The organism is Exiguobacterium sp. s125, assembly GCF_018618605.1.
Lineage (GTDB): Bacteria > Bacillota > Bacilli > Exiguobacteriales > Exiguobacteriaceae > Exiguobacterium_A > Exiguobacterium_A oxidotolerans.
Genome location: NZ_JACSMI010000001.1, coordinates 1,221,250 through 1,237,962, shown reverse-complemented (window position 1 = coordinate 1,237,962; position 16,713 = coordinate 1,221,250). Strand labels below are relative to the sequence as shown.

Genomic DNA, 16,713 nt, shown 5'->3' with positions numbered 1-16,713 from the left:
ATCATACCTACGTTTCAAAATGGGAGAAGTTTCCTAATATACAATGAATGATTCACACTTATCGAGTAAAATGAAGAAATCAGTTAGTAAGAGAGTGAGGAACCATCATGAAATACATGCGTTACCTGATTTACTTCGGATTGATTGTCACGATCAATTATTATTTGTCAATGTACGTTACTGTCGATAAAAAGCTGCTCCATTCCTTGCTGGCGTTCGTCCTCTTAACCGGTGTTGCTTTCGTCTTGATTACGATTGAATATTTCTTTAATCGAAAAGTACATAAATCCCGCGACTAGTCCGTCGGGGCATGCGAAAAGGAGCACAAGCGTCGTCCAAAGTAATCGGACATGCTCGTGCTCCTGTTCTGTCTCAGTCAGGCTTTTCTTTTTTCGTTCAACTCTTCCGTTTCCGGATTACTCCAGCGCCACGCTGTCCGGCGACTGATGAACGATGTCAAAAACATCAGGAATGTCATGACTGGTAACAGAAGCCACCACGATTGCATGAAAAACAACGAGGCAAAGGAATCGATAAAAACAAAGGTATGGGCGACGTAAATCCACATGAACAGTGAACTGACGAATAGAATCGCTTCTGCCGTCGTAATGAAATCAAGTTTTTTCTCTTGCATACTTTACCTCCGATCAAGAGCGAACCGTCTCCCGGCTCGCAGTTGCTGCGACATGTTGTTCACTTTCGCTATCCAACAAAATCGTCCGGTTACGCCCTTGCTGCTTAGCGGTATACAACGCTTCGTCGGCGATGACACTCATCCGCTGAATATGAATGTTCTTCCCGTGGGCGACACCGATCGATGTCGTCACATCGATTGCCGGGAATCCATCGATTTGGAAGTGCTCAGCAGCAATTCGTTGACGAATCCGGTTTGCGACTTTGGTCGCTTTTTCCGGTGCTAAATCATAGATTAAGACCATGAACTCCTCGCCGCCAATCCGTGCCGTAAAATCATGCGGACGCGTTTCTTCTTTCAGAATGTTCGCGAACTGTTGTAGGACGAGGTCACCATTGCCATGCCCGTATGTATCGTTGACGTGCTTAAAGTGGTCGATATCGAGCGCGAGAATATTGTAAATCCGACCTTCCTGTTCAAGTCCTGCTGTCCGAGTATCCCAAACCCGGCGATTGTAGAGACCGGTCAAATGATCGACTTCGGCTGACTTTTTATAAATGTCGACTTGCCGGTTCAACAGTTGAAAATCGAGCGTCAGCAGACTGGACAGAATACCGACTACCAAACCGATTGTCCATGTCGATAGCAGGAGGGTGAGGGCAGGTTGACCCCAACCTAAATTAATCAAGACGGCGATGGTGATCATTGATAATGCCCAGACGTTCATCGAAACATTTTGAAAAAACGGCCGATTGAGCAGTTTCCGGTGAAGCGCAAGCATCCCGAAACTGATGCAAAGGACGGCGGTGAAGCCGACGATAGCTTGTTCCGTCACCCCGAACAAGAAGCGGGAACAGGCAATGATCAGTGTTGCGATAACGAGCGGGAAGCGCCCCCCGTAAAACGCGAGCAAGACGAGTGGGAGGTGACGCAAATCCATCCGAAGCGTCTCATTGACGGCGATTCCCTTGAACATCAATAAAACACCCAGTGCCCCAGTCAAAAGGCCGACGATGATTGACTTGACGACATAAGATTCAAAATGGGTGGAATGGATAATTTTCGAGATGATATAAAACCCTGTGAAGGCAATGCAGGCATTCACGAGCAGTTCGACGATGAACATGGTTTTCACATCCTTGCACATGATACTTTCACATTACCACTTTGACAAAAGTTGTCAATAAAAGATAACCATTGGATATGTACATTTTTCATACACCAGATAATTTTATTCAATATAATTCAACCTGAAACCTTTTCTTCCTCCTTTTCGTAATACTAGTTGAAAAAGGGGGGAGACAGATGAGTACAACACTTGGTTCACTACTCGCCATATTGATTATGCTCGTCACAATTATTTATGGTGTCGTCTACATACAAAAAAAGAAGCGGAACACGGATCAGGAAGCGACTTACAAAATCGTTTTCACGACAGCGATTGTGCTGCTCGCTTTACCGTTTATCTTAACGATATTTAAGTAACATGGAGGTAGTATCTTGGAACAACTCATCATTCTTATCGGTTCATTTTTAATTGCGGGTGGGATGCTCTTTACGATCATCCGGGCGGGATCAATCGCTTACCGCCGGCAACAAATCTCAAAAGGACTGTTCGTGTTCGCGACCGCCTCATCGTCGATTGGGGCCGTGTTACTCGCGGGACTGCTCCCCTTATTGTTTAGTCTCTGGTTCGAGTGAAGACTAACGAAACGTGTGTCACTGATTTTTTAATCAGCTGACGCACGTTTTTTTTATTTTTTTTCGAACAATTGTCGAAACGGTCCTGTTAATCCTTAAGAGAAAGGAGGCGAACCTCCTTTGCATATCAAAGGAGGAACGAGCGATGCACCCTTATTTACAAGTCGAGCACCGTGTCCTGCGCGACGGACAACAGTTTTCATCGGTTCATGAAAAAATGATTTATTTGATTTTAGCGAGTTATACCGGAGCATCCGGGAGTGCCTTTCCGTCGCACCAGACGATTGCGGACGCCGTCCCGTGCGGCAAGACGACCGTCAAAGCGTGTCTTGCATCGTTACTTGAAAAAGGGTTGATTGAAAAGGAGGAACGCTTCAATCAACACGGGGGACAAACATCAAATGAATATCACGTCCGATCGGTTCCGGACGCGGTACGACTACCGGGGGAGCAGGAGCCGACTACCGGGGCGGCGCGAGATGACGACGAAGAACCTGTCTTGAAGAAACAGTCTTTAAAAAAAGAACCATCCTCAACGGCGTCATCGGTCTTCACGTTGTTCGAAGCAGAAATTGGCTGCACCTCCCCTTGGATCAAGCAGCAACTGGCGCAAGCCGTGATAAAGACGAGTCATGACGTCGTCGTCCATGCAATTGAGCAAGCGGCAGCGGCGAATGTCCGCAAGTGGCAATACGTCAAAGCCGTCATCGATCAGTTACACGCGCGTCAGATCACGTCAGGTGAACAAATCAAGCGTCATGAATCGAGACGGGCGGAACGACCGGCAAGGACGAAGCCGACGAAGCACCGTTCGTCAGCCGTATTACCGGCTTGGGTCGAAATGGAGCGGACAGAGCAGCGGCTGTTCGAAGAAAAGCGACGAGCGGCTTGGACGGCGTCAGTCCCGGAAGAAGCCGAACTGACGGACTTGCTCGCCCAATTGATTTAAAAAAATAAAGGAGGATACACAGATGACTATCAGCACAGCATGGTTACTCGAACGCGCCGATCGGAAATTATCCGTCAAGGGAATGGACGCGGATGTCGTCACGATTACGCGGAGCGTCATCAAAGAACTCGCACAACAACAGATTTACGTCGGCGTCGCGCAAAGCTACCGGACGAAACAGGAACAGGATGCCTTGTATGCTGTAGGACGGACACGCCCCGGAAAAATCGTCACCTACGCGCGCGGGGGACAGTCGAATCATAACTTCGGTGTCGCCGTCGATCTCTTTTGTTATTCATCTGACGGAACACGCGCTGAATTTTTAGCACCACCGGACAAACGGTTGTCACGGATTGTCGCGGCGATGAAGCAGCGACAGATGGAATGGGGCGGGGACTGGACACCATTTCGGGATTATCCGCACTTTCAACTGTTCGACGCCGTCAACGGGAAGAAGAAGCCGCACCTTGCCCCGCTTTATCTAGGACGTGCTCTAGCGAAAGGGAGTCAGGACAAGGAGACGATTCGCTTGATTCAAATGAAGTTACGTCTTCCGGCGAGCGGCCGGTTTGATGACGGTCTGACGCGTGCCGTCAAAGACTTTCAGCGACAGGTGAAAATCACAGTCGACGGAATCGTTGGCCCTGTGACATGGCGTCATTTGTTTCAGGAGGGACGCGGATGACGAAGCGATATGCAGCAGCCTTGCGACTGATCGTCCCCCTCTATTCGATTGTCAATTTGACGCTTCTTGCGAGCGGGTATGATCCGCTACCATTTGCAGAGACAGCCGTCGATCTTGCAGTGACGACGCTCGTCGGCATTTTGGGTACACTCGTCGCTTGGTGGAAAAACAATAACGTCACCCGGGCCGCAAAAGAGGCGCAAGCGTTGCTTGACGAACTCAAGCGCAGTGTTCCGACGGACTGAATGTGCGATGAACACTAATACTTTGAAGTCGAGATGCCGATAAAGAGGTGATGAATTGAATCGTTCTCGATTCTTGCGAGAGCGTATAAAGAGAGAGGTCTGACTGGACGTGAAATTTTCCGCATTGCAATGGTTCTTAATGACGGCTTTGTTTTCATTGATGTTTACAAGTATTTGGAGTTACACTGCGTTTTCTAATATCGAGCGGGAGAACGACCGGATTCTTGCAGAAGCGATTCCGATTTCGAATACAGCATCCCAATTGTTTCCTTTACTACTCGATCAAGAATTAACGGTGCGGAGCTTTTACCTGGAACGACGTCAGCAAGACTTCGAACAATTCCAGACGACGCGCGCGAACCTGCAGGCGTCGCTTGAAGCGTTAGAGCAGCTCGACGATCTTGACCTGACGATGCGCCGGATTTTACAAGAGGAGGCGGTGCCGCTCCTGCAACAGACCGATGCCTTTTATCAACAGCAGCTTACGTATATTCAACAAGACAATCTGATCGAAGCCGAGCGGAATCGTTATGACGGCATGGCGTACATCAATCAATTTCGCCAGATCGACATTAAAATCCGGGCTGAAATCGAACAGATTGTCATGGCAGCGACGAACCGGTCAAAAGCGGCCTCCTCCTCTGCGAAATGGGTCATCGTCATCGTGTTAAGTGTCGCCGTCTTGATTTTGTTCGCCTTTTTGCAGACGTTTCGGCTCGAACGCAGTAAACGTGCGTTGATTCGCCGGTCGCTGCACGATAGTTTGACGGGGATCCCGAACCGGCGGGCGTTCGACGAACACCTTGAGCGTGTCTTTGAAGAGGCGCGGCTTTCCGCTTCAGAAGTGACGCTCATCCTGCTCGACGTCGATGCCTTTAAACTCTATAACGATACGTATGGGCACTTACAAGGAGATGCTTGTCTGAAACAGGTCGCGAGTGTCCTGAAGAAACAGGCTGGACTATTCGGACACGTCGCCCGGTACGGCGGTGAGGAATTTGCAGTCGTTCTCTCGGATCAATCGGCACAAGGAGAGCTTGTCGCCGAGCGGATTCGGACAGGGATTCTCGACTTGAAGTTACCCCATGAACGGTATGCGCCCCTGTACCAAGTCAGTGTCAGTTTAGGGATGGCAACCGTTCAGCCGGATGATGCGCTAACGGAGATTCATTTAATTGATCGCGCCGACATGGCACTGTATGCGGCAAAAGCAGCGGGGAAAAATCAGCTCGTCCGTCACGATGCGAGTTGAATATGGATCGTAATCGTAAAAGGCAACAGCTTCCGCAGAAGCTGTTGCCTTTTTTGAATAAATTCAATGTAAAATCACACAGTACGAATTGTCAGAGATTAACGGTGCAGAAACCACAAACACGACGTTGATCGGTGTTCCACCCAGTTTAGCATCGAGTTGATGGAGCTGTGAACGGATTTTACGACTTAGCCCATAACGGATCTCGGTACTCAGTTCATCCATGTCTGCATCATGTACGTGTAACAGGAGTTGAAATGGTTCGAGCGAGAAAATAGAAAAATCGCAGTCGATTCGGGGGTCCTCAAATTGCTCATTCAACCCATTTTTAATAAAGTATGCTTCCTGTGCTGAAATCATCCCGTTTCACCTCGCTCTCTTGCGAAAAAACCTGTCCAAACCTGGATAAAAAAATCGGCTTGCCTTATATAGTAGTTATTACCCAGTTTTATCGGAAAATATCAGAAAAGCGACAGAAAATGAAATTTGATGATCAGTCGAAAAATAAAAAACGAAGCGGCGGAAGTCGTGCTCACGCCCTGCTTCGTTAATGTTAATGTTTAGAGGTGTTGTTTACGTAAAAAATCATCGGTCGCTTGCTTGAAAAACGTAAATTGATGAACTTTGAGTTGGCATTTGTTGCCGTAACGGACCTCGAAATAACCTGGATCGACGGGGGAAGGGAAACCGATTCGTTTGAACCATTCCGTGATTGTTTCATGACCATAACGTTGTAAATGTTTCGGTAGCCGAAAATTAAAAAATTGAATATGTTCGCGAATCAGCTCGGAAGATACATCATGATCCGGCTGGATGATGACGGTGACGTGATGCTCATAATCGAACCCCGCGAGTTGGAACCGGTTTGGTCGGTAAATCTTGATATAATAATAAAAAAAGGCGAGCGTCGCGAAGCTTAGAACGATTAAGATGAGAATATAAGGTGGAGCCGAAATGGAAGAGTCGAAACTCGTCCGAAAGAGCGGTTTTTCCGGCGTGATCGATTCGATGTCGACGACGGCACCACGGTCGACGTTGAACGATTCGATACTGGAAATGATGGACGAATCGCCTTGATTGCCGCAACGCGCTACGCACGAAGAATCAGCTGTTTTATGTAAAAGTGATAAGGCCGAAAAATATACGGACGGGAGGACGGATTGGGCAAATAAAACAAGGGAACACGTCAGACTGATGTACAAAAAAACTTTTAAACGAAATGACTGTGGCACCGGTTTACTCCTTTCTCTCAACCTGAATGGGATGAATCTTTAGGAAGAGTATAGCAAAAGAAGTACAGTCTGTTATTTGTTTTTTCAAAATATAGTCATTATTTACAAAAATAATAGGGGGCTTTTTGTGATGGAAGAATTACGAAGAAGTTTTCAAGCAGCGCGGCAGCAGGTCAGTGGACACGGCAAGCGGAACGTCGGTGTCCTAAAAGAAGCCTTGCTGAACGTCGCTGACGATACGGGAAGTGACATTTACGGGAACGGGGCGGTCATCAACGACTTCGAACAAAAAATCGCGGCGTTGCTCGGGCATGAATCGGCCGTCTTTTTCCCGAGCGGGACGATGGCGCAGCAAATCGCGTTACGGATTTGGTCCGATGACCGGGACAACCGGCACGTCGCCTACCACCCGCTTTGTCACTTAGAGCTGCATGAACAGGATGGCTTACGGCAGCTTCATCCGATCGAGCCGATCCTCGTCGGTGAACGGGACAAGATGATGACGCTAGACGACATCAAAGCCTTACCGGAAATCGCCTGCCTACTACTCGAACTGCCGAACCGCGAACTCGGTGGTGTCGCGCCATCATTCAGCGCGTTAGAAGCGATTGTCGCCTACTGCCGGGAGCAGGGAATCCGTCTTCATCTTGACGGTGCCCGTTTGCTGGAACTGTTGCCGTATTATGACAAACCGGCAAGCGACGTCGCGAGCTTGTTCGACAGCGTCTACTTATCATTTTATAAAGGGCTCGGCGGGATTGCTGGTGCGATCCTTGCCGGCCCGAAGGCGTTTACGACAGAAGCACGGATTTGGAAACGGCGTTATGGCGGCGACTTGATCAGTCTCTATCCCTATGTCATTTCGTCCGACTATTATTATGAGCAACGCAAGGACCGGATGGGGCACTATTATGAGCAGGCAAAGTACGCCGCCGAGCGGTTGAACACGATCGACAACATTTTCACGACACCGCGCATTCCGGTCTTAAACATGTTCCACCTCCACTTTAATGGTGAAGTGGCAGACGTCGCTGCACGATTGGCGCACATCCAGGATCAACTTGGACTTGGACTCGTCGGATACCTCGTCGAACACGACGGATACTGTTCGACGGAAATCAGTTTCGGTGACGCCTTCGACGCCGTCTCAAACGAGGCGTTCGAACAGTTGATCACCCGCTTGACGGCAGAATTTTCAGCTTAACGGGATTGAGTAGGCTGTTTCCCGGGAATGGACGGATGTAGGCGATGGTAGCTGCTGATTTTTTCAGTGATCATTTGTTCCGTCAGTTGTAATTCGGCAAGCTGCGCCCGGACAAGGGCTTGGTGCTGTTCGAGCAGGGCGAGCCGATCAAGCGTCGTATCGTGATCGTCTGAAGAAGCGCGGAACAACACGACATACTGCCGGATTTGGTCAATCGGCATGTGTGTCGCCCGCAGGCGGAGGACGAACCGGAGCCAGTCGATGTGCTTGTCATCGTACTGCCGGACGCCGCTTGCCGTCCGGTCCGGAAACAGCAGTCCTTCCTTTTCGTAATAACGAATCGTGTGGGCACTCGTATCAGTCAATCGACTGACTTCTGAGATGGAATACATCAACATCACCTTTTCTGCTTGACTTAGAGTTCACTCGAAGGAGTAGACTCTCACTATACCAAAACGAAATGGGGAAAAACAGATGAAGTATACGGTCATTACAGGAGCAAGTTCAGGGATTGGGTTTGAGACGGCGAAAGTTCTCGCTGCAAAAGGAAAGTCGCTTGTCCTCGTCGCCCGGCGGAGCGATCAGCTCGAAGCGTTACGGGACGATTTACTGAAGACCTATCCGGAACTTGATATCATCCTTCATTCAGTCGACTTGACGGAGATGGCGAACGTGCATCAGTTGTATGACGACGTCAAGCACCTTGAAATCGAGACGTGGATCAACAACGCCGGATTCGGAGACTTCGACAACGTCAAAGACATCGAAATCGGAAAAATCGAGAAGATGCTTCGTTTGAACATCGAAGCGTTGACGGTCCTGACGAGTCTGTACGTCCGTGACCACCATGACGTCGAAGGGACAACGGTCCTCAACGTCTCGTCAGGCGGCGGCTACCGGATCGTTCCGAATGCGGTCACGTATTGTGCGACGAAGTTCTATGTCAGTGCCTACACGGAAGGCCTCGCGCAGGAATTGCAACAATCCGGTGCGAAGTTGCGGGCAAAAGTTCTTGCACCGGCAGCGACGGAAACCGAATTCGCAGATCGCTCACGCGGGGAGGCTGGATTCGACTACAGCAAAAACGTCCCGCAGTATCATACAGCGGCAGAAATGGCGACGTTCCTCGATCAATTGCTCGAAAGTGACGCAATCGTCGGGATCGTCAATGCTGCAGATTATTCCTTCCAGCTACGCGGACCACTCTTTACGTATGCCGGTGGCGCGAACTCGAACTAAACGCGTAAAAACTAAGCCTTCGCTTTTAATGCGGAGGCTTGGTTTTGCGTTTAGTTGTTGAAGCGGGTTCGTTTTATACTCGCTTTTGACAGTCAGTCAAATGCCTATGCCTTTTCGTGCACTATATTTTCCAGATACCCCATGTTTTCGACTATCGTAATATCCTTCTTGAAGCGTTGAATCGCATGAGAGAAGGTTTTTTTATTCGTTCCTTTAGGATAACCAGAGCACACGTTTAAGATGCTGTTGAGTTTTTCGCAGTCGCCGCCGATAAAGTAATGTGACATCACTTCCTTATCCGTGGAAGCGATCACGACAAATGTTGCAAAATCGAGAACATCTTCCACATGCTGTTCTTCAATTAATTTATCGGCAGCAAATGCGGTTTTGAATTCGTAGCTTTCGAACGATGCAATATGACCACGCAATACATCCAGGATGGATCGCCGATAGATGCAGTAAACACCACAAATCGTCTCATAAGGCGGTATGAAAGGGTCGTCCATTACATTGACAATTTTTTCGTCGTCTTTATCGATGGGAATGGCCTGAAACCGCTTGACCATCATCTTGTCGATATAATCGATTCCTTTTGGCATAAGTTCTTTTAGAGTACTTTCATGCAACGGGATGCGCATCCTTTCTTGTGAATCTATCAGTATCTACTGATTGTAATGTCTCAATCTAAAAAAAATCAAAGTGTATTTTCGTCGCTGTAGCGAATTTTTTTAGATAGAGCTACGCTGCTTTCAAAGCGATGAACGGTTGCAACCATAATATCTTAATGAACAGCTTAAACGCCATCCCTAAAACTAGGAATGGTCAGGCTGTAGACAACGTGCTATCGGAAGACAAAAGCGTTTTTTTCGTTGCTTTCCTCGGGCGAGGCGCAAGCCGTTGCTCCTTGATCCTTACGGACAATGAGCAGGGTCTTGCCTGCCTCTTGCAAGTCGCGTTAAACACGCATTTTTCCCCGTAGGAGTCAACAGAAAAACGACGCTTTTTAGGCAGTGGCGCAGGGGGGAGATGAGGCGAGACAGGAAAGCGCGACACGCAATCTTCCCCGTATGAATTCCTCGTTCTCCACAGAGATTGTCTACAGTCTGAAAACGCCATTCCTAAAACTAGGAATGGCGTTTTTTTAAAGTTAAATGATTGGAATCGCAAGCGTCGAAAGTAAGCTGACACCTAAGAATAAGGCATAGCTGAAAAACGTCGCTTTTGCGTTTCGATCATGTTTATGTCCGAGAATCGCAAACAACAGAACTGCTAAAAACGTAAGTAGTGATAACGACAACAAGTGGTGTTGATCCGTTGAAGGAACGAGCGATTGAACCAAGTGTGCTAAACCAAGCGGTAAAACAATCAGTAAAAAATAGAAACCAAGCCGTGTTTCTGATGGAACTTCAGTTGCTTCGTCGTTCGGATCGATACGTGTGTACATTTTCATGGATCGTCACCTCCTTCTATTTCAGTATAAAGGAAGGGATGGTGAAACCTCGTTACAGTCCCGTAAGAACTACATAACAATTTGACTTCTAGATGACATCCAGATGTCGCCCCGTCTTGAATTTGTAAAAGTCAAAAAACATTTCGACAGGATATGTAAATAAGTGTAAAATGAAGCATCGAGTTACATCTCATCAAGGAGGGAACGACGTGCCTAAGGTGTTTCGCTATTTTTATCTGTCTGATTTGTTGGCCGTCGTCGGTGCGAGCATTTCCTATATCGCCATCTACTGGACGAGTGCAGAACGGTTGACGGCATTTCAGCTTGCCCTGTTGATTGGCGCCGTCTTTTTGACACGGTTCGTCGTCGCGACCTTTAGTGGTCCGTGGATTGATCGTGTCGACCCGGTCCGCTTACTCAAGGGGACGGTTGCCGTCCGGACGGGATTATTAGTTTTGACAGCAATCGGCTTGCAACTGTTTTCCGGTTCAATCGTCCTGTTGATTGCATTATTGATTGCTCAGACGGTTTTACAGACGATTGGCGGAAATACGGCATTCAAAGTCGTGGTCCGACTTGTCGAAGCAGACCGTCTACCGGTCGCGAATGCCTACTTGAGTACACTCGACCGAATCGGGACGTTAAGCGGACTCTTGATTGGCGGCGTGCTGATTGCGAGCTTCTCCATCGAGACGATTTTACTGATGGAAGCCGTCCTGCATGGCGCAGCGTGGCTGTTGCTTCGGTCCATCAAGCCTGCTGCACCCGGGGGAGAAGGGAAACAGAACCGGTACATCGACGCGTTGACGGAAGGACTGACTTACTTAAAACAAGACCGGCAACTGATGCAAATCTTAGGATTCGCCGTCATCGCCAACTGGATGATTACACCCGCGAATACGTTACTCGCGCCGTTCGCGAAAGACGTCGTCGCTGGCGGAGCAAAAACCTTTTCGGTACTGGAACTCGCCCTCGTCATCGGTGGCATTCTCATGTCGCTGCTCTATGCCCGGTTCGCGAAACAAGTCGCCCACAGTCGACTGTTCCGGCTGTCCGTGTTGTTACAAGGCCTCTTTATCATCCTCCTCAGCTGGACAGATACCGTGTCGCTCGCTTTCATCGCGCTCTTTTTACTGGGTGCTGCCCTCAGTCTATTCGGGATTCCGTTTTCGAAGCTGCTCCAGCAGACAACGCCGGATTTACTGCTCGGACGGGTCCGCTCGGCGATGGTCGCCGTCTCGACACTTTGTTCTGCCGTCTGTTACGTCTTATCCGGTTATATGACGACCTTCCTGTCAATCGAACACGTTTTTCTGTTTTTCGGCGGTTCAGGACTGGTCGGTGCCGTATTCTTGATGCTTACATCACGTCACGCAGCTAGTAATATCAGTCAGGACAAGGCAGGATAAGGAAATCGGTCTTAAGGTGGAGGGCAAGCGCTTTCTTTCGCAGTACACTTAATAAAAGAAGAACAAAAGGGGATAGCGACGATGGATGGTCTGATGATGATAGCATTGTTATTTTTAATTCCGATTAGTGGGATGACGGTGTTGTTGAATCTGTTATGGCGACGAATTGAAGTAGAATAATATGAAGAAATGAACGGACTGCCGTAAGCCGGCAGTCTGTTTTTATGCGAAATTTTAGGGGGAGAATCATGAAGAAAATCATCATCATCGGTTCCGGCGGTTCGGGGAAATCGACGTTCGGACGTCAATTGCATGAACAAACCGGGATTAAGGTGTCACATCTCGATGCGTTGTTCTGGAAACCGAATTGGGTTGCCGTCCCGCGGGACGAGCAAATAGAGGTGCAACGGCAGTTGATGGAACAACCGGAATGGATCCTTGACGGAAACTACGGCGGAACACTCGGGATGCGGCTTGACGCCGCCGATACGGTCATCTTTCTCGACATGCCGCGGACCGTTTGTGCGTACCGGGTCATCAAACGTAATCTGAAGTACCGCAACCGGACACGGCCGGACATGGGGGAAGGCTGCATCGAACAATTCAGCTGGCAGTTCCTGAAGTGGGTCTGGCAGTACCCGAAAGCGCGGCGACCGGGTGTCTTACGCCAGCTTGACGAAGTGCGACATGAGAAAAACGTCGTCATTTTGTCGTCGAAGCGTGACGTGCAGGCGTTTTTAAATCAGCTTTGATGCAATTTGGTTTGCGTTAGTCAGTTTTTCATAATCACTTTTGAGCATGGACATAATCAGTTCGTCAAAATAAACCCCATTATAATTTATCGATTCACGGAGTATACCTTCCGTTACAAACCCTGCTTTTTTATAAGCTGCTATCCCATTTACATTATGACTATATACTTCAAGTTGAAGTCGATTCAATCGTAGTTTGTTAAATACGAAGTGCAACGTTAATTGTAAAGCTTCCGAACCATAACCTTTTCCTGTTAATTTCAATGAGCTCATGGAAATTCGAAATCCTGCTCGCTTATTTTCTTGATCTATCTCAAAAACAGACAATTCTCCTATCATTTTATTGTTACTGTTGAGACAGATTGCAAAATCATATCGTGTTGAATCGCTGTTTATAATTTTTATGTGCTGTTGAATTTGCTCTAATGTAAAGATTGCTTTAGTTGCCGTCACATATCGGATTTCGTCGTCTTGAGATGCTGCTAGCAGTAGAGGTGCGTCTTTTATTGTTAATGGACGTAAGTGAATGCGTTCCTGATGTAGTTGCATGTTAAATCCTCCTATGGTCAGTTTTTTTATTAACACACATGCAAAATAAAAATAAAGAAGCTTAACGTTTATCGACGACTACCTTACCATCCTGATCTAAAAGGGGTGTCATTCCGCTCACCCCGAGACCGCTTGTCATCAAATAATTTACGCCGGTCTGCGTATCGACGACGATTTTGATAATCCCTCCACTGAGGTGTTGTTTTGTTTTCAACACGAACCGTTTATCACGCATACTGTACTCGTCTCCTTCTTATTTTTAGCTGCGTAGCCAGAAACAAACATAAAAATTAAATTCTTCAGCGGACATAGCGCTATTACTATTAAGATAACTGAATTTGAAAGGAAAAAGACCGTTTTGACTGCGAAAATCACAGTCGAAACGGTCTTTTTTCAGTCGATTATTCGATTAGTTTGCTCCGACGGCTTCCGCCTCAAACGCAAGCACTGGTCCGAATACTTCGTAATGCAGTTGCTCCGTCGCTCCTTGCCAGTTCGACGCGACGAACCGAATCATCGCTTCCGGTCCGCAGACGAAGGCGATCGCAGACTTGTCGACGTTTTGAATGACTTCTTCCGTCAATCGACCGGAAGTCGTCCCTGTTTGCGGATGCCGTTCCGCATAACGGATGACCGTTGCACCGGCTGTTTCCAGGCTTGCGAGACGCGTCGAAAAGGCGCGGTCGCGGTCATCTTGAATCGCGACGTAGAGCGTGACGGACCGACTTGCCGCAAGTGCTGCATCGGCAATCGCGAGCAAGGGTGTCAGACCGATCCCGCCAGCGAACAGGACGACGGGTGCTTGACCAGCCGGTAACGCAAAATTGCCAGCCGGTGCACTGAGCAGGACCGTATCGCCGATGTTTGTTGCGTCATGCAATTGCTTCGACACGCTTCCGTCGCGTTTGACGGCAATCGTGTAAAACGCATCACCGGGGCGATTGATTAAGCTGTACTGCCGGTTTTGCCACAGTCCTGCCGGCGTTTTGATCCGGAGCGTCACGTATTGTCCCGGTGTAAAGGCCGGTAACGTCAAGGCATGTGTTGGCTGCAAGGTAAACGATTTGATGTCCGACGCTTCCTGCGTGATTGCCGTCACCGTGAAGGTCTGATATCCAGTGAAGCCTTTTGCCTGTTCGTCTTGTGCATAAAGTTCGGATTCAAGCGTCATGAACAAATCAGCGATTTCCTGATAGGCGAGTCCCCACGCGTCGATGATTGCCGGAGTTGCGGCGTCACCTAGGACTTCTTCAATCGCGCGCAACAGTTCTGTCCCGACGATCGGGTACATCTCCGGTTTGATTTGCAGGCTCCGGTGTTTATGTAGGACGGGCAGGAGCGTTGGTTTTAAGACGTCGAGTTGATCGATGTTCGCAGCTGCCGCATAGACGGCGTGAGCGAGGGCTTGCGACTGGCGATTCGTTTTTTGGTTCGTCTGGTTAAAGATGTGCGTCATCTCCGGGTGCCGTTCAAATAAACGTTGATAAAAGACACGGGTGATGGCTGGTCCGTGTTCCGCGAGAACAGGGACGGTCGACTTGATGAGTTGGATCGTTGTTGCGTTTAACATAAGACCACTTCCTTTTCAGTTCGTTCTCCCACAGTATTAGCGGTTTTGTGCTTAAATACAATATATAAAATACTAGATTAAAAAAGAAAGTGAACTTTGTCACAAACGTGCCATCGATTCGTCAAGAAACGGACATAAACCGTTGACTCAAGTCAGCGGTCCAGTCGGAATCCATAGTTTTGAGAAGTCGAGGTAACCGAACGAATCGATGACGAGGTTCTGCAGCTCGATCGGGTAAGGAATGAGTCGCGTGTCATCAAACAGCGGGATGAAATAGGAGGCGTCGATGACGTAGCGCTCGAACGACTGGTGGAGCGGCATCCAGTCTTCAAACGGCGTGTCATCGTACTGCTGAATACGTCGCTCCATCTCCGGCATCTGACGGTACAGCTTGGCCGGCGGAGAATATTCATTCGTTAAGAACTGATGGAATGCGACCGTCAAGTTGCGCTCAAACACTTCCGCGTGGATCGCGAGATCGATGTCAGCGAAGGCATGCAGATTGGTAATACTTTCTTTGAACCCGACCGGAACGAATTCATAAGGGATGTGCTGGCGGTCGAACATCTCACATAACCAGTAGGTGACGTTTTCCGTGAAGTCCGTCAGTTTAATCCGGATTGGCCGGTCGAACGTGACGGGTGGTCCATCGGGAACAACATATTCTTGACTAAACTCACCGAGAAAGCCGCGGACGTTCGGTGTACCGCGCTCGTTGAACTCGGTGATAAAGGGGCGGACGGAGGCAATCAGACGGTGGATGTAGTGCCGCGCCTCCACACTTTCAAAGACGCCGCCCGGACGGGGATTCAAGAAAATCAAGCCGAATCCGGACTGGGTGGCAATCGTCCCGGTTGCGCTCGATTCCGATAACGACGTCCGGTAAACCGGATCGTAGGCGTCCGGCATCTGGATGAACTCGATTCGGTCGAGTAACGCACGGACACCGTAAAAATTCGCGAACGCCTGTAAGACGGTTTTTTTATCATCCTGTTGCGTCAGTTGAAACGGACCGGTCCCGATTCCTTCTTTATGAATGCTCGTGTGAAGTGTCGCAAGCTTCGGTAAAATCGAGTTCCGTTGCTGGTTAAGGATCAGGTCGACCCGGTACGGTCCGTTCGATTTAATCTGTTCAATGTGGCGATACGACCAGGCGTAAGCAGGAAAGGCGATCAGTTCCCGTAAACTTTTTGTGACATCTTTACTCGTCATCAGTGAACCGTCGTGGAAGCGGACGTCTTTTCGTAAATAAAGCGACAAGGTGTTTCCTTGCCAAGCATAGTGATGGGCAAGTTCCCCTTTAAGCAGACCGTCTTCATCAATCCAAAACAAGCGGTTAAAGACATTTTGGACCAGGTGGGCACTATGGATATCGGCTGCTTCGAGCGGATGTGCCGTCAAGAAGGGGCGTTTCCGCGGAATGAGTAAAGCGTCGGATGCCGTTTGGACATAACCGAATTTTTGTTCGAGCCGCCGCATGAACCGCCCGGTCTGAGCAGGGGACCAGTCCCAACTGAGCTGTTCCGTCACGGCGTCAATCGATTCCCGGTCGATCCGCTCGAGCAGCTGACGGGCCAGTTCGCGCTCGACGTGCCGCAACCAGACGAGCTCCGACAAATGTCCCCGCCCTTGACCACTCGTATAATCAAGCCAACCGTCGTCTTGCCAGCGCTTCAAATAACGTTTGAATTGTTTCGGACTCAAATGAACCGTATCGGCGAGGTGCTGGATCGTATAATGTCCGTCACGGCAGGTTTTCCATAACGTAAAGAGATACGTTTCCATCAGCTGCTCCTTCCTAAAAGGGGACATCGATTCACGACGATGTCCATTTTTTAATTA

General features: G+C 48.8%; 22 protein-coding genes. 11 read left to right on the top strand and 11 right to left on the bottom strand.

What is annotated here, in order from left to right:
• Positions 1-107: 107 nt before the first annotated feature.
• Complete coding sequence (locus KNQ05_RS06245; RefSeq protein ID WP_214769431.1) at positions 108-299, top strand: hypothetical protein; 192 nt, start codon at positions 108-110, stop codon at positions 297-299.
• Between the two features lie 77 nt (positions 300-376).
• Here the strand turns inward: KNQ05_RS06245 and KNQ05_RS06240 are convergent, their stop codons facing one another.
• Positions 377-634 (bottom strand): hypothetical protein, encoded by a 258-nt coding sequence (locus tag KNQ05_RS06240; protein WP_088836962.1) that lies wholly within the window; start codon positions 632-634, stop codon positions 377-379.
• Between the two features lie 13 nt (positions 635-647).
• Positions 648-1,760, bottom strand: a complete 1,113-nt coding sequence (locus KNQ05_RS06235) for a GGDEF domain-containing protein (protein WP_088836963.1) — start codon at positions 1,758-1,760, stop codon at positions 648-650.
• Between the two features lie 179 nt (positions 1,761-1,939).
• Between KNQ05_RS06235 and KNQ05_RS06230 the strand changes: the two genes are divergently transcribed.
• The 6 genes from KNQ05_RS06230 to KNQ05_RS06205 all read left to right on the top strand — a co-directional run bounded on the left by KNQ05_RS06230 (position 1,940) and on the right by KNQ05_RS06205 (position 5,466).
• Entirely contained in the window at positions 1,940-2,119 is a 180-nt protein-coding gene (locus KNQ05_RS06230) for a hypothetical protein (RefSeq protein ID WP_088836964.1), read from the top strand.
• Positions 2,120-2,134: 15 nt separating this feature from the next.
• A complete protein-coding gene (locus KNQ05_RS06225; RefSeq protein WP_214804765.1) occupies positions 2,135-2,335 on the top strand; it encodes a hypothetical protein in 201 nt (66 codons plus the stop codon).
• Between the two features lie 145 nt (positions 2,336-2,480).
• Entirely contained in the window at positions 2,481-3,284 is an 804-nt protein-coding gene (locus KNQ05_RS06220; protein WP_214804763.1) for a helix-turn-helix domain-containing protein, read from the top strand.
• Between the two features lie 22 nt (positions 3,285-3,306).
• A complete protein-coding gene (locus tag KNQ05_RS06215) occupies positions 3,307-3,969 on the top strand; it encodes a M15 family metallopeptidase (protein ID WP_214801432.1) in 663 nt (220 codons plus the stop codon).
• Complete coding sequence (locus tag KNQ05_RS06210) at positions 3,966-4,214, top strand: SPP1 phage holin family protein (protein ID WP_214769812.1); 249 nt, start codon at positions 3,966-3,968, stop codon at positions 4,212-4,214. The genes KNQ05_RS06215 and KNQ05_RS06210 overlap by 4 nt, the downstream gene beginning before the upstream one ends.
• A 109-nt stretch (positions 4,215-4,323) precedes the next feature.
• Positions 4,324-5,466: a GGDEF domain-containing protein gene (locus KNQ05_RS06205; protein ID WP_214804761.1), complete on the top strand. Its 1,143-nt coding sequence runs from the start codon at positions 4,324-4,326 to the stop codon at positions 5,464-5,466.
• A 63-nt stretch (positions 5,467-5,529) separates the two neighbouring features.
• On the opposite strand, the gene KNQ05_RS06200 is transcribed toward KNQ05_RS06205, so the two are convergent.
• Positions 5,530-5,826 carry a hypothetical protein gene (locus KNQ05_RS06200; protein WP_088836969.1) on the bottom strand — a complete coding sequence of 99 codons (297 nt, stop codon included), beginning with the start codon at positions 5,824-5,826 and terminating at the stop codon, positions 5,530-5,532.
• A 200-nt stretch (positions 5,827-6,026) separates the two neighbouring features.
• The gene (locus tag KNQ05_RS06195; protein ID WP_214804759.1) at positions 6,027-6,698 is read right to left on the bottom strand and encodes a hypothetical protein; all 672 of its coding nucleotides are present in this window, start codon (positions 6,696-6,698) and stop codon (positions 6,027-6,029) included.
• Between the two features lie 127 nt (positions 6,699-6,825).
• On the opposite strand from KNQ05_RS06195, the gene KNQ05_RS06190 reads away from it, so the two are divergent.
• Positions 6,826-7,902, top strand: coding sequence for a threonine aldolase family protein (locus tag KNQ05_RS06190; RefSeq protein ID WP_353048686.1), 1,077 nt, complete (start codon positions 6,826-6,828; stop codon positions 7,900-7,902).
• Here KNQ05_RS06190 and KNQ05_RS06185 read toward each other — a convergent pair.
• The gene (locus KNQ05_RS06185; protein WP_214801576.1) at positions 7,899-8,294 is read right to left on the bottom strand and encodes a MerR family transcriptional regulator; all 396 of its coding nucleotides are present in this window, start codon (positions 8,292-8,294) and stop codon (positions 7,899-7,901) included. The two genes, KNQ05_RS06190 and KNQ05_RS06185, sit on opposite strands and share 4 nt — an antisense overlap.
• Before the next feature lie 82 nt (positions 8,295-8,376).
• Here KNQ05_RS06185 and KNQ05_RS06180 point away from each other — a divergent pair, with 82 nt between their 5' ends.
• Complete coding sequence (locus KNQ05_RS06180) at positions 8,377-9,141, top strand: SDR family NAD(P)-dependent oxidoreductase (RefSeq protein ID WP_214804755.1); 765 nt, start codon at positions 8,377-8,379, stop codon at positions 9,139-9,141.
• 104 nt (positions 9,142-9,245) lie between these two features.
• Here KNQ05_RS06180 and KNQ05_RS06175 read toward each other — a convergent pair whose 3' ends face one another.
• Positions 9,246-9,767: a hypothetical protein gene (locus KNQ05_RS06175; RefSeq protein ID WP_214804753.1), complete on the bottom strand. Its 522-nt coding sequence runs from the start codon at positions 9,765-9,767 to the stop codon at positions 9,246-9,248.
• Positions 9,768-10,288: 521 nt separating this feature from the next.
• On the bottom strand, positions 10,289-10,591 hold the full coding sequence (locus tag KNQ05_RS06170; RefSeq protein ID WP_088836975.1) for a hypothetical protein: 303 nt from the start codon (positions 10,589-10,591) through the stop codon (positions 10,289-10,291).
• 209 nt (positions 10,592-10,800) lie between these two features.
• Between KNQ05_RS06170 and KNQ05_RS06165 the strand changes: the two genes are divergently transcribed.
• Complete coding sequence (locus KNQ05_RS06165; protein ID WP_214804751.1) at positions 10,801-12,000, top strand: MFS transporter; 1,200 nt, start codon at positions 10,801-10,803, stop codon at positions 11,998-12,000.
• A gap of 248 nt (positions 12,001-12,248) precedes the next feature.
• Positions 12,249-12,752 (top strand): DNA topology modulation protein, encoded by a 504-nt coding sequence (locus tag KNQ05_RS06160; protein WP_214769414.1) that lies wholly within the window; start codon positions 12,249-12,251, stop codon positions 12,750-12,752.
• Here KNQ05_RS06160 and KNQ05_RS06155 read toward each other — a convergent pair.
• The 4 genes from KNQ05_RS06155 to KNQ05_RS06140 all read right to left on the bottom strand — a co-directional run bounded on the left by KNQ05_RS06155 (position 12,738) and on the right by KNQ05_RS06140 (position 16,656).
• The gene (locus tag KNQ05_RS06155; protein ID WP_214804749.1) at positions 12,738-13,301 is read right to left on the bottom strand and encodes a GNAT family N-acetyltransferase; all 564 of its coding nucleotides are present in this window, start codon (positions 13,299-13,301) and stop codon (positions 12,738-12,740) included. The genes KNQ05_RS06160 and KNQ05_RS06155 overlap by 15 nt on opposite strands.
• Before the next feature lie 61 nt (positions 13,302-13,362).
• Positions 13,363-13,536, bottom strand: a complete 174-nt coding sequence (locus KNQ05_RS06150; protein WP_214804747.1) for a DUF6440 family protein — start codon at positions 13,534-13,536, stop codon at positions 13,363-13,365.
• A 174-nt stretch (positions 13,537-13,710) separates the two neighbouring features.
• The gene (locus KNQ05_RS06145) at positions 13,711-14,871 is read right to left on the bottom strand and encodes a globin domain-containing protein (RefSeq protein WP_214804745.1); all 1,161 of its coding nucleotides are present in this window, start codon (positions 14,869-14,871) and stop codon (positions 13,711-13,713) included.
• A 147-nt stretch (positions 14,872-15,018) separates the two neighbouring features.
• Positions 15,019-16,656, bottom strand: coding sequence for an ABC transporter substrate-binding protein (locus KNQ05_RS06140; protein WP_214804743.1), 1,638 nt, complete (start codon positions 16,654-16,656; stop codon positions 15,019-15,021).
• Positions 16,657-16,713: the final 57 nt, after the last annotated feature.

What these genes read in the sequence shown, in the direction of transcription:
- KNQ05_RS06170 (WP_088836975.1), bottom strand. Translation starts at nt 10,591, where the DNA reads ATGAAAATGTACACACGTATCGATCCGAACGACGAAGCAACTGAAGTT.
- KNQ05_RS06160 (WP_214769414.1), top strand. Translation starts at nt 12,249, where the DNA reads ATGAAGAAAATCATCATCATCGGTTCCGGCGGTTCGGGGAAATCGACG.
- KNQ05_RS06215 (WP_214801432.1), top strand. Translation starts at nt 3,307, where the DNA reads ATGACTATCAGCACAGCATGGTTACTCGAACGCGCCGATCGGAAATTA.
- KNQ05_RS06180 (WP_214804755.1), top strand. Translation starts at nt 8,377, where the DNA reads ATGAAGTATACGGTCATTACAGGAGCAAGTTCAGGGATTGGGTTTGAG.
- KNQ05_RS06145 (WP_214804745.1), bottom strand. Translation starts at nt 14,871, where the DNA reads ATGTTAAACGCAACAACGATCCAACTCATCAAGTCGACCGTCCCTGTT.
- KNQ05_RS06245 (WP_214769431.1), top strand. Translation starts at nt 108, where the DNA reads ATGAAATACATGCGTTACCTGATTTACTTCGGATTGATTGTCACGATC.
- KNQ05_RS06155 (WP_214804749.1), bottom strand. Translation starts at nt 13,301, where the DNA reads ATGCAACTACATCAGGAACGCATTCACTTACGTCCATTAACAATAAAA.
- KNQ05_RS06185 (WP_214801576.1), bottom strand. Translation starts at nt 8,294, where the DNA reads ATGTATTCCATCTCAGAAGTCAGTCGATTGACTGATACGAGTGCCCAC.
- KNQ05_RS06235 (WP_088836963.1), bottom strand. Translation starts at nt 1,760, where the DNA reads ATGTTCATCGTCGAACTGCTCGTGAATGCCTGCATTGCCTTCACAGGG.
- KNQ05_RS06230 (WP_088836964.1), top strand. Translation starts at nt 1,940, where the DNA reads ATGAGTACAACACTTGGTTCACTACTCGCCATATTGATTATGCTCGTC.
- KNQ05_RS06240 (WP_088836962.1), bottom strand. Translation starts at nt 634, where the DNA reads ATGCAAGAGAAAAAACTTGATTTCATTACGACGGCAGAAGCGATTCTA.
- KNQ05_RS06150 (WP_214804747.1), bottom strand. Translation starts at nt 13,536, where the DNA reads ATGCGTGATAAACGGTTCGTGTTGAAAACAAAACAACACCTCAGTGGA.
- KNQ05_RS06140 (WP_214804743.1), bottom strand. Translation starts at nt 16,656, where the DNA reads ATGGAAACGTATCTCTTTACGTTATGGAAAACCTGCCGTGACGGACAT.
- KNQ05_RS06200 (WP_088836969.1), bottom strand. Translation starts at nt 5,826, where the DNA reads ATGATTTCAGCACAGGAAGCATACTTTATTAAAAATGGGTTGAATGAG.
- KNQ05_RS06220 (WP_214804763.1), top strand. Translation starts at nt 2,481, where the DNA reads ATGCACCCTTATTTACAAGTCGAGCACCGTGTCCTGCGCGACGGACAA.
- KNQ05_RS06210 (WP_214769812.1), top strand. Translation starts at nt 3,966, where the DNA reads ATGACGAAGCGATATGCAGCAGCCTTGCGACTGATCGTCCCCCTCTAT.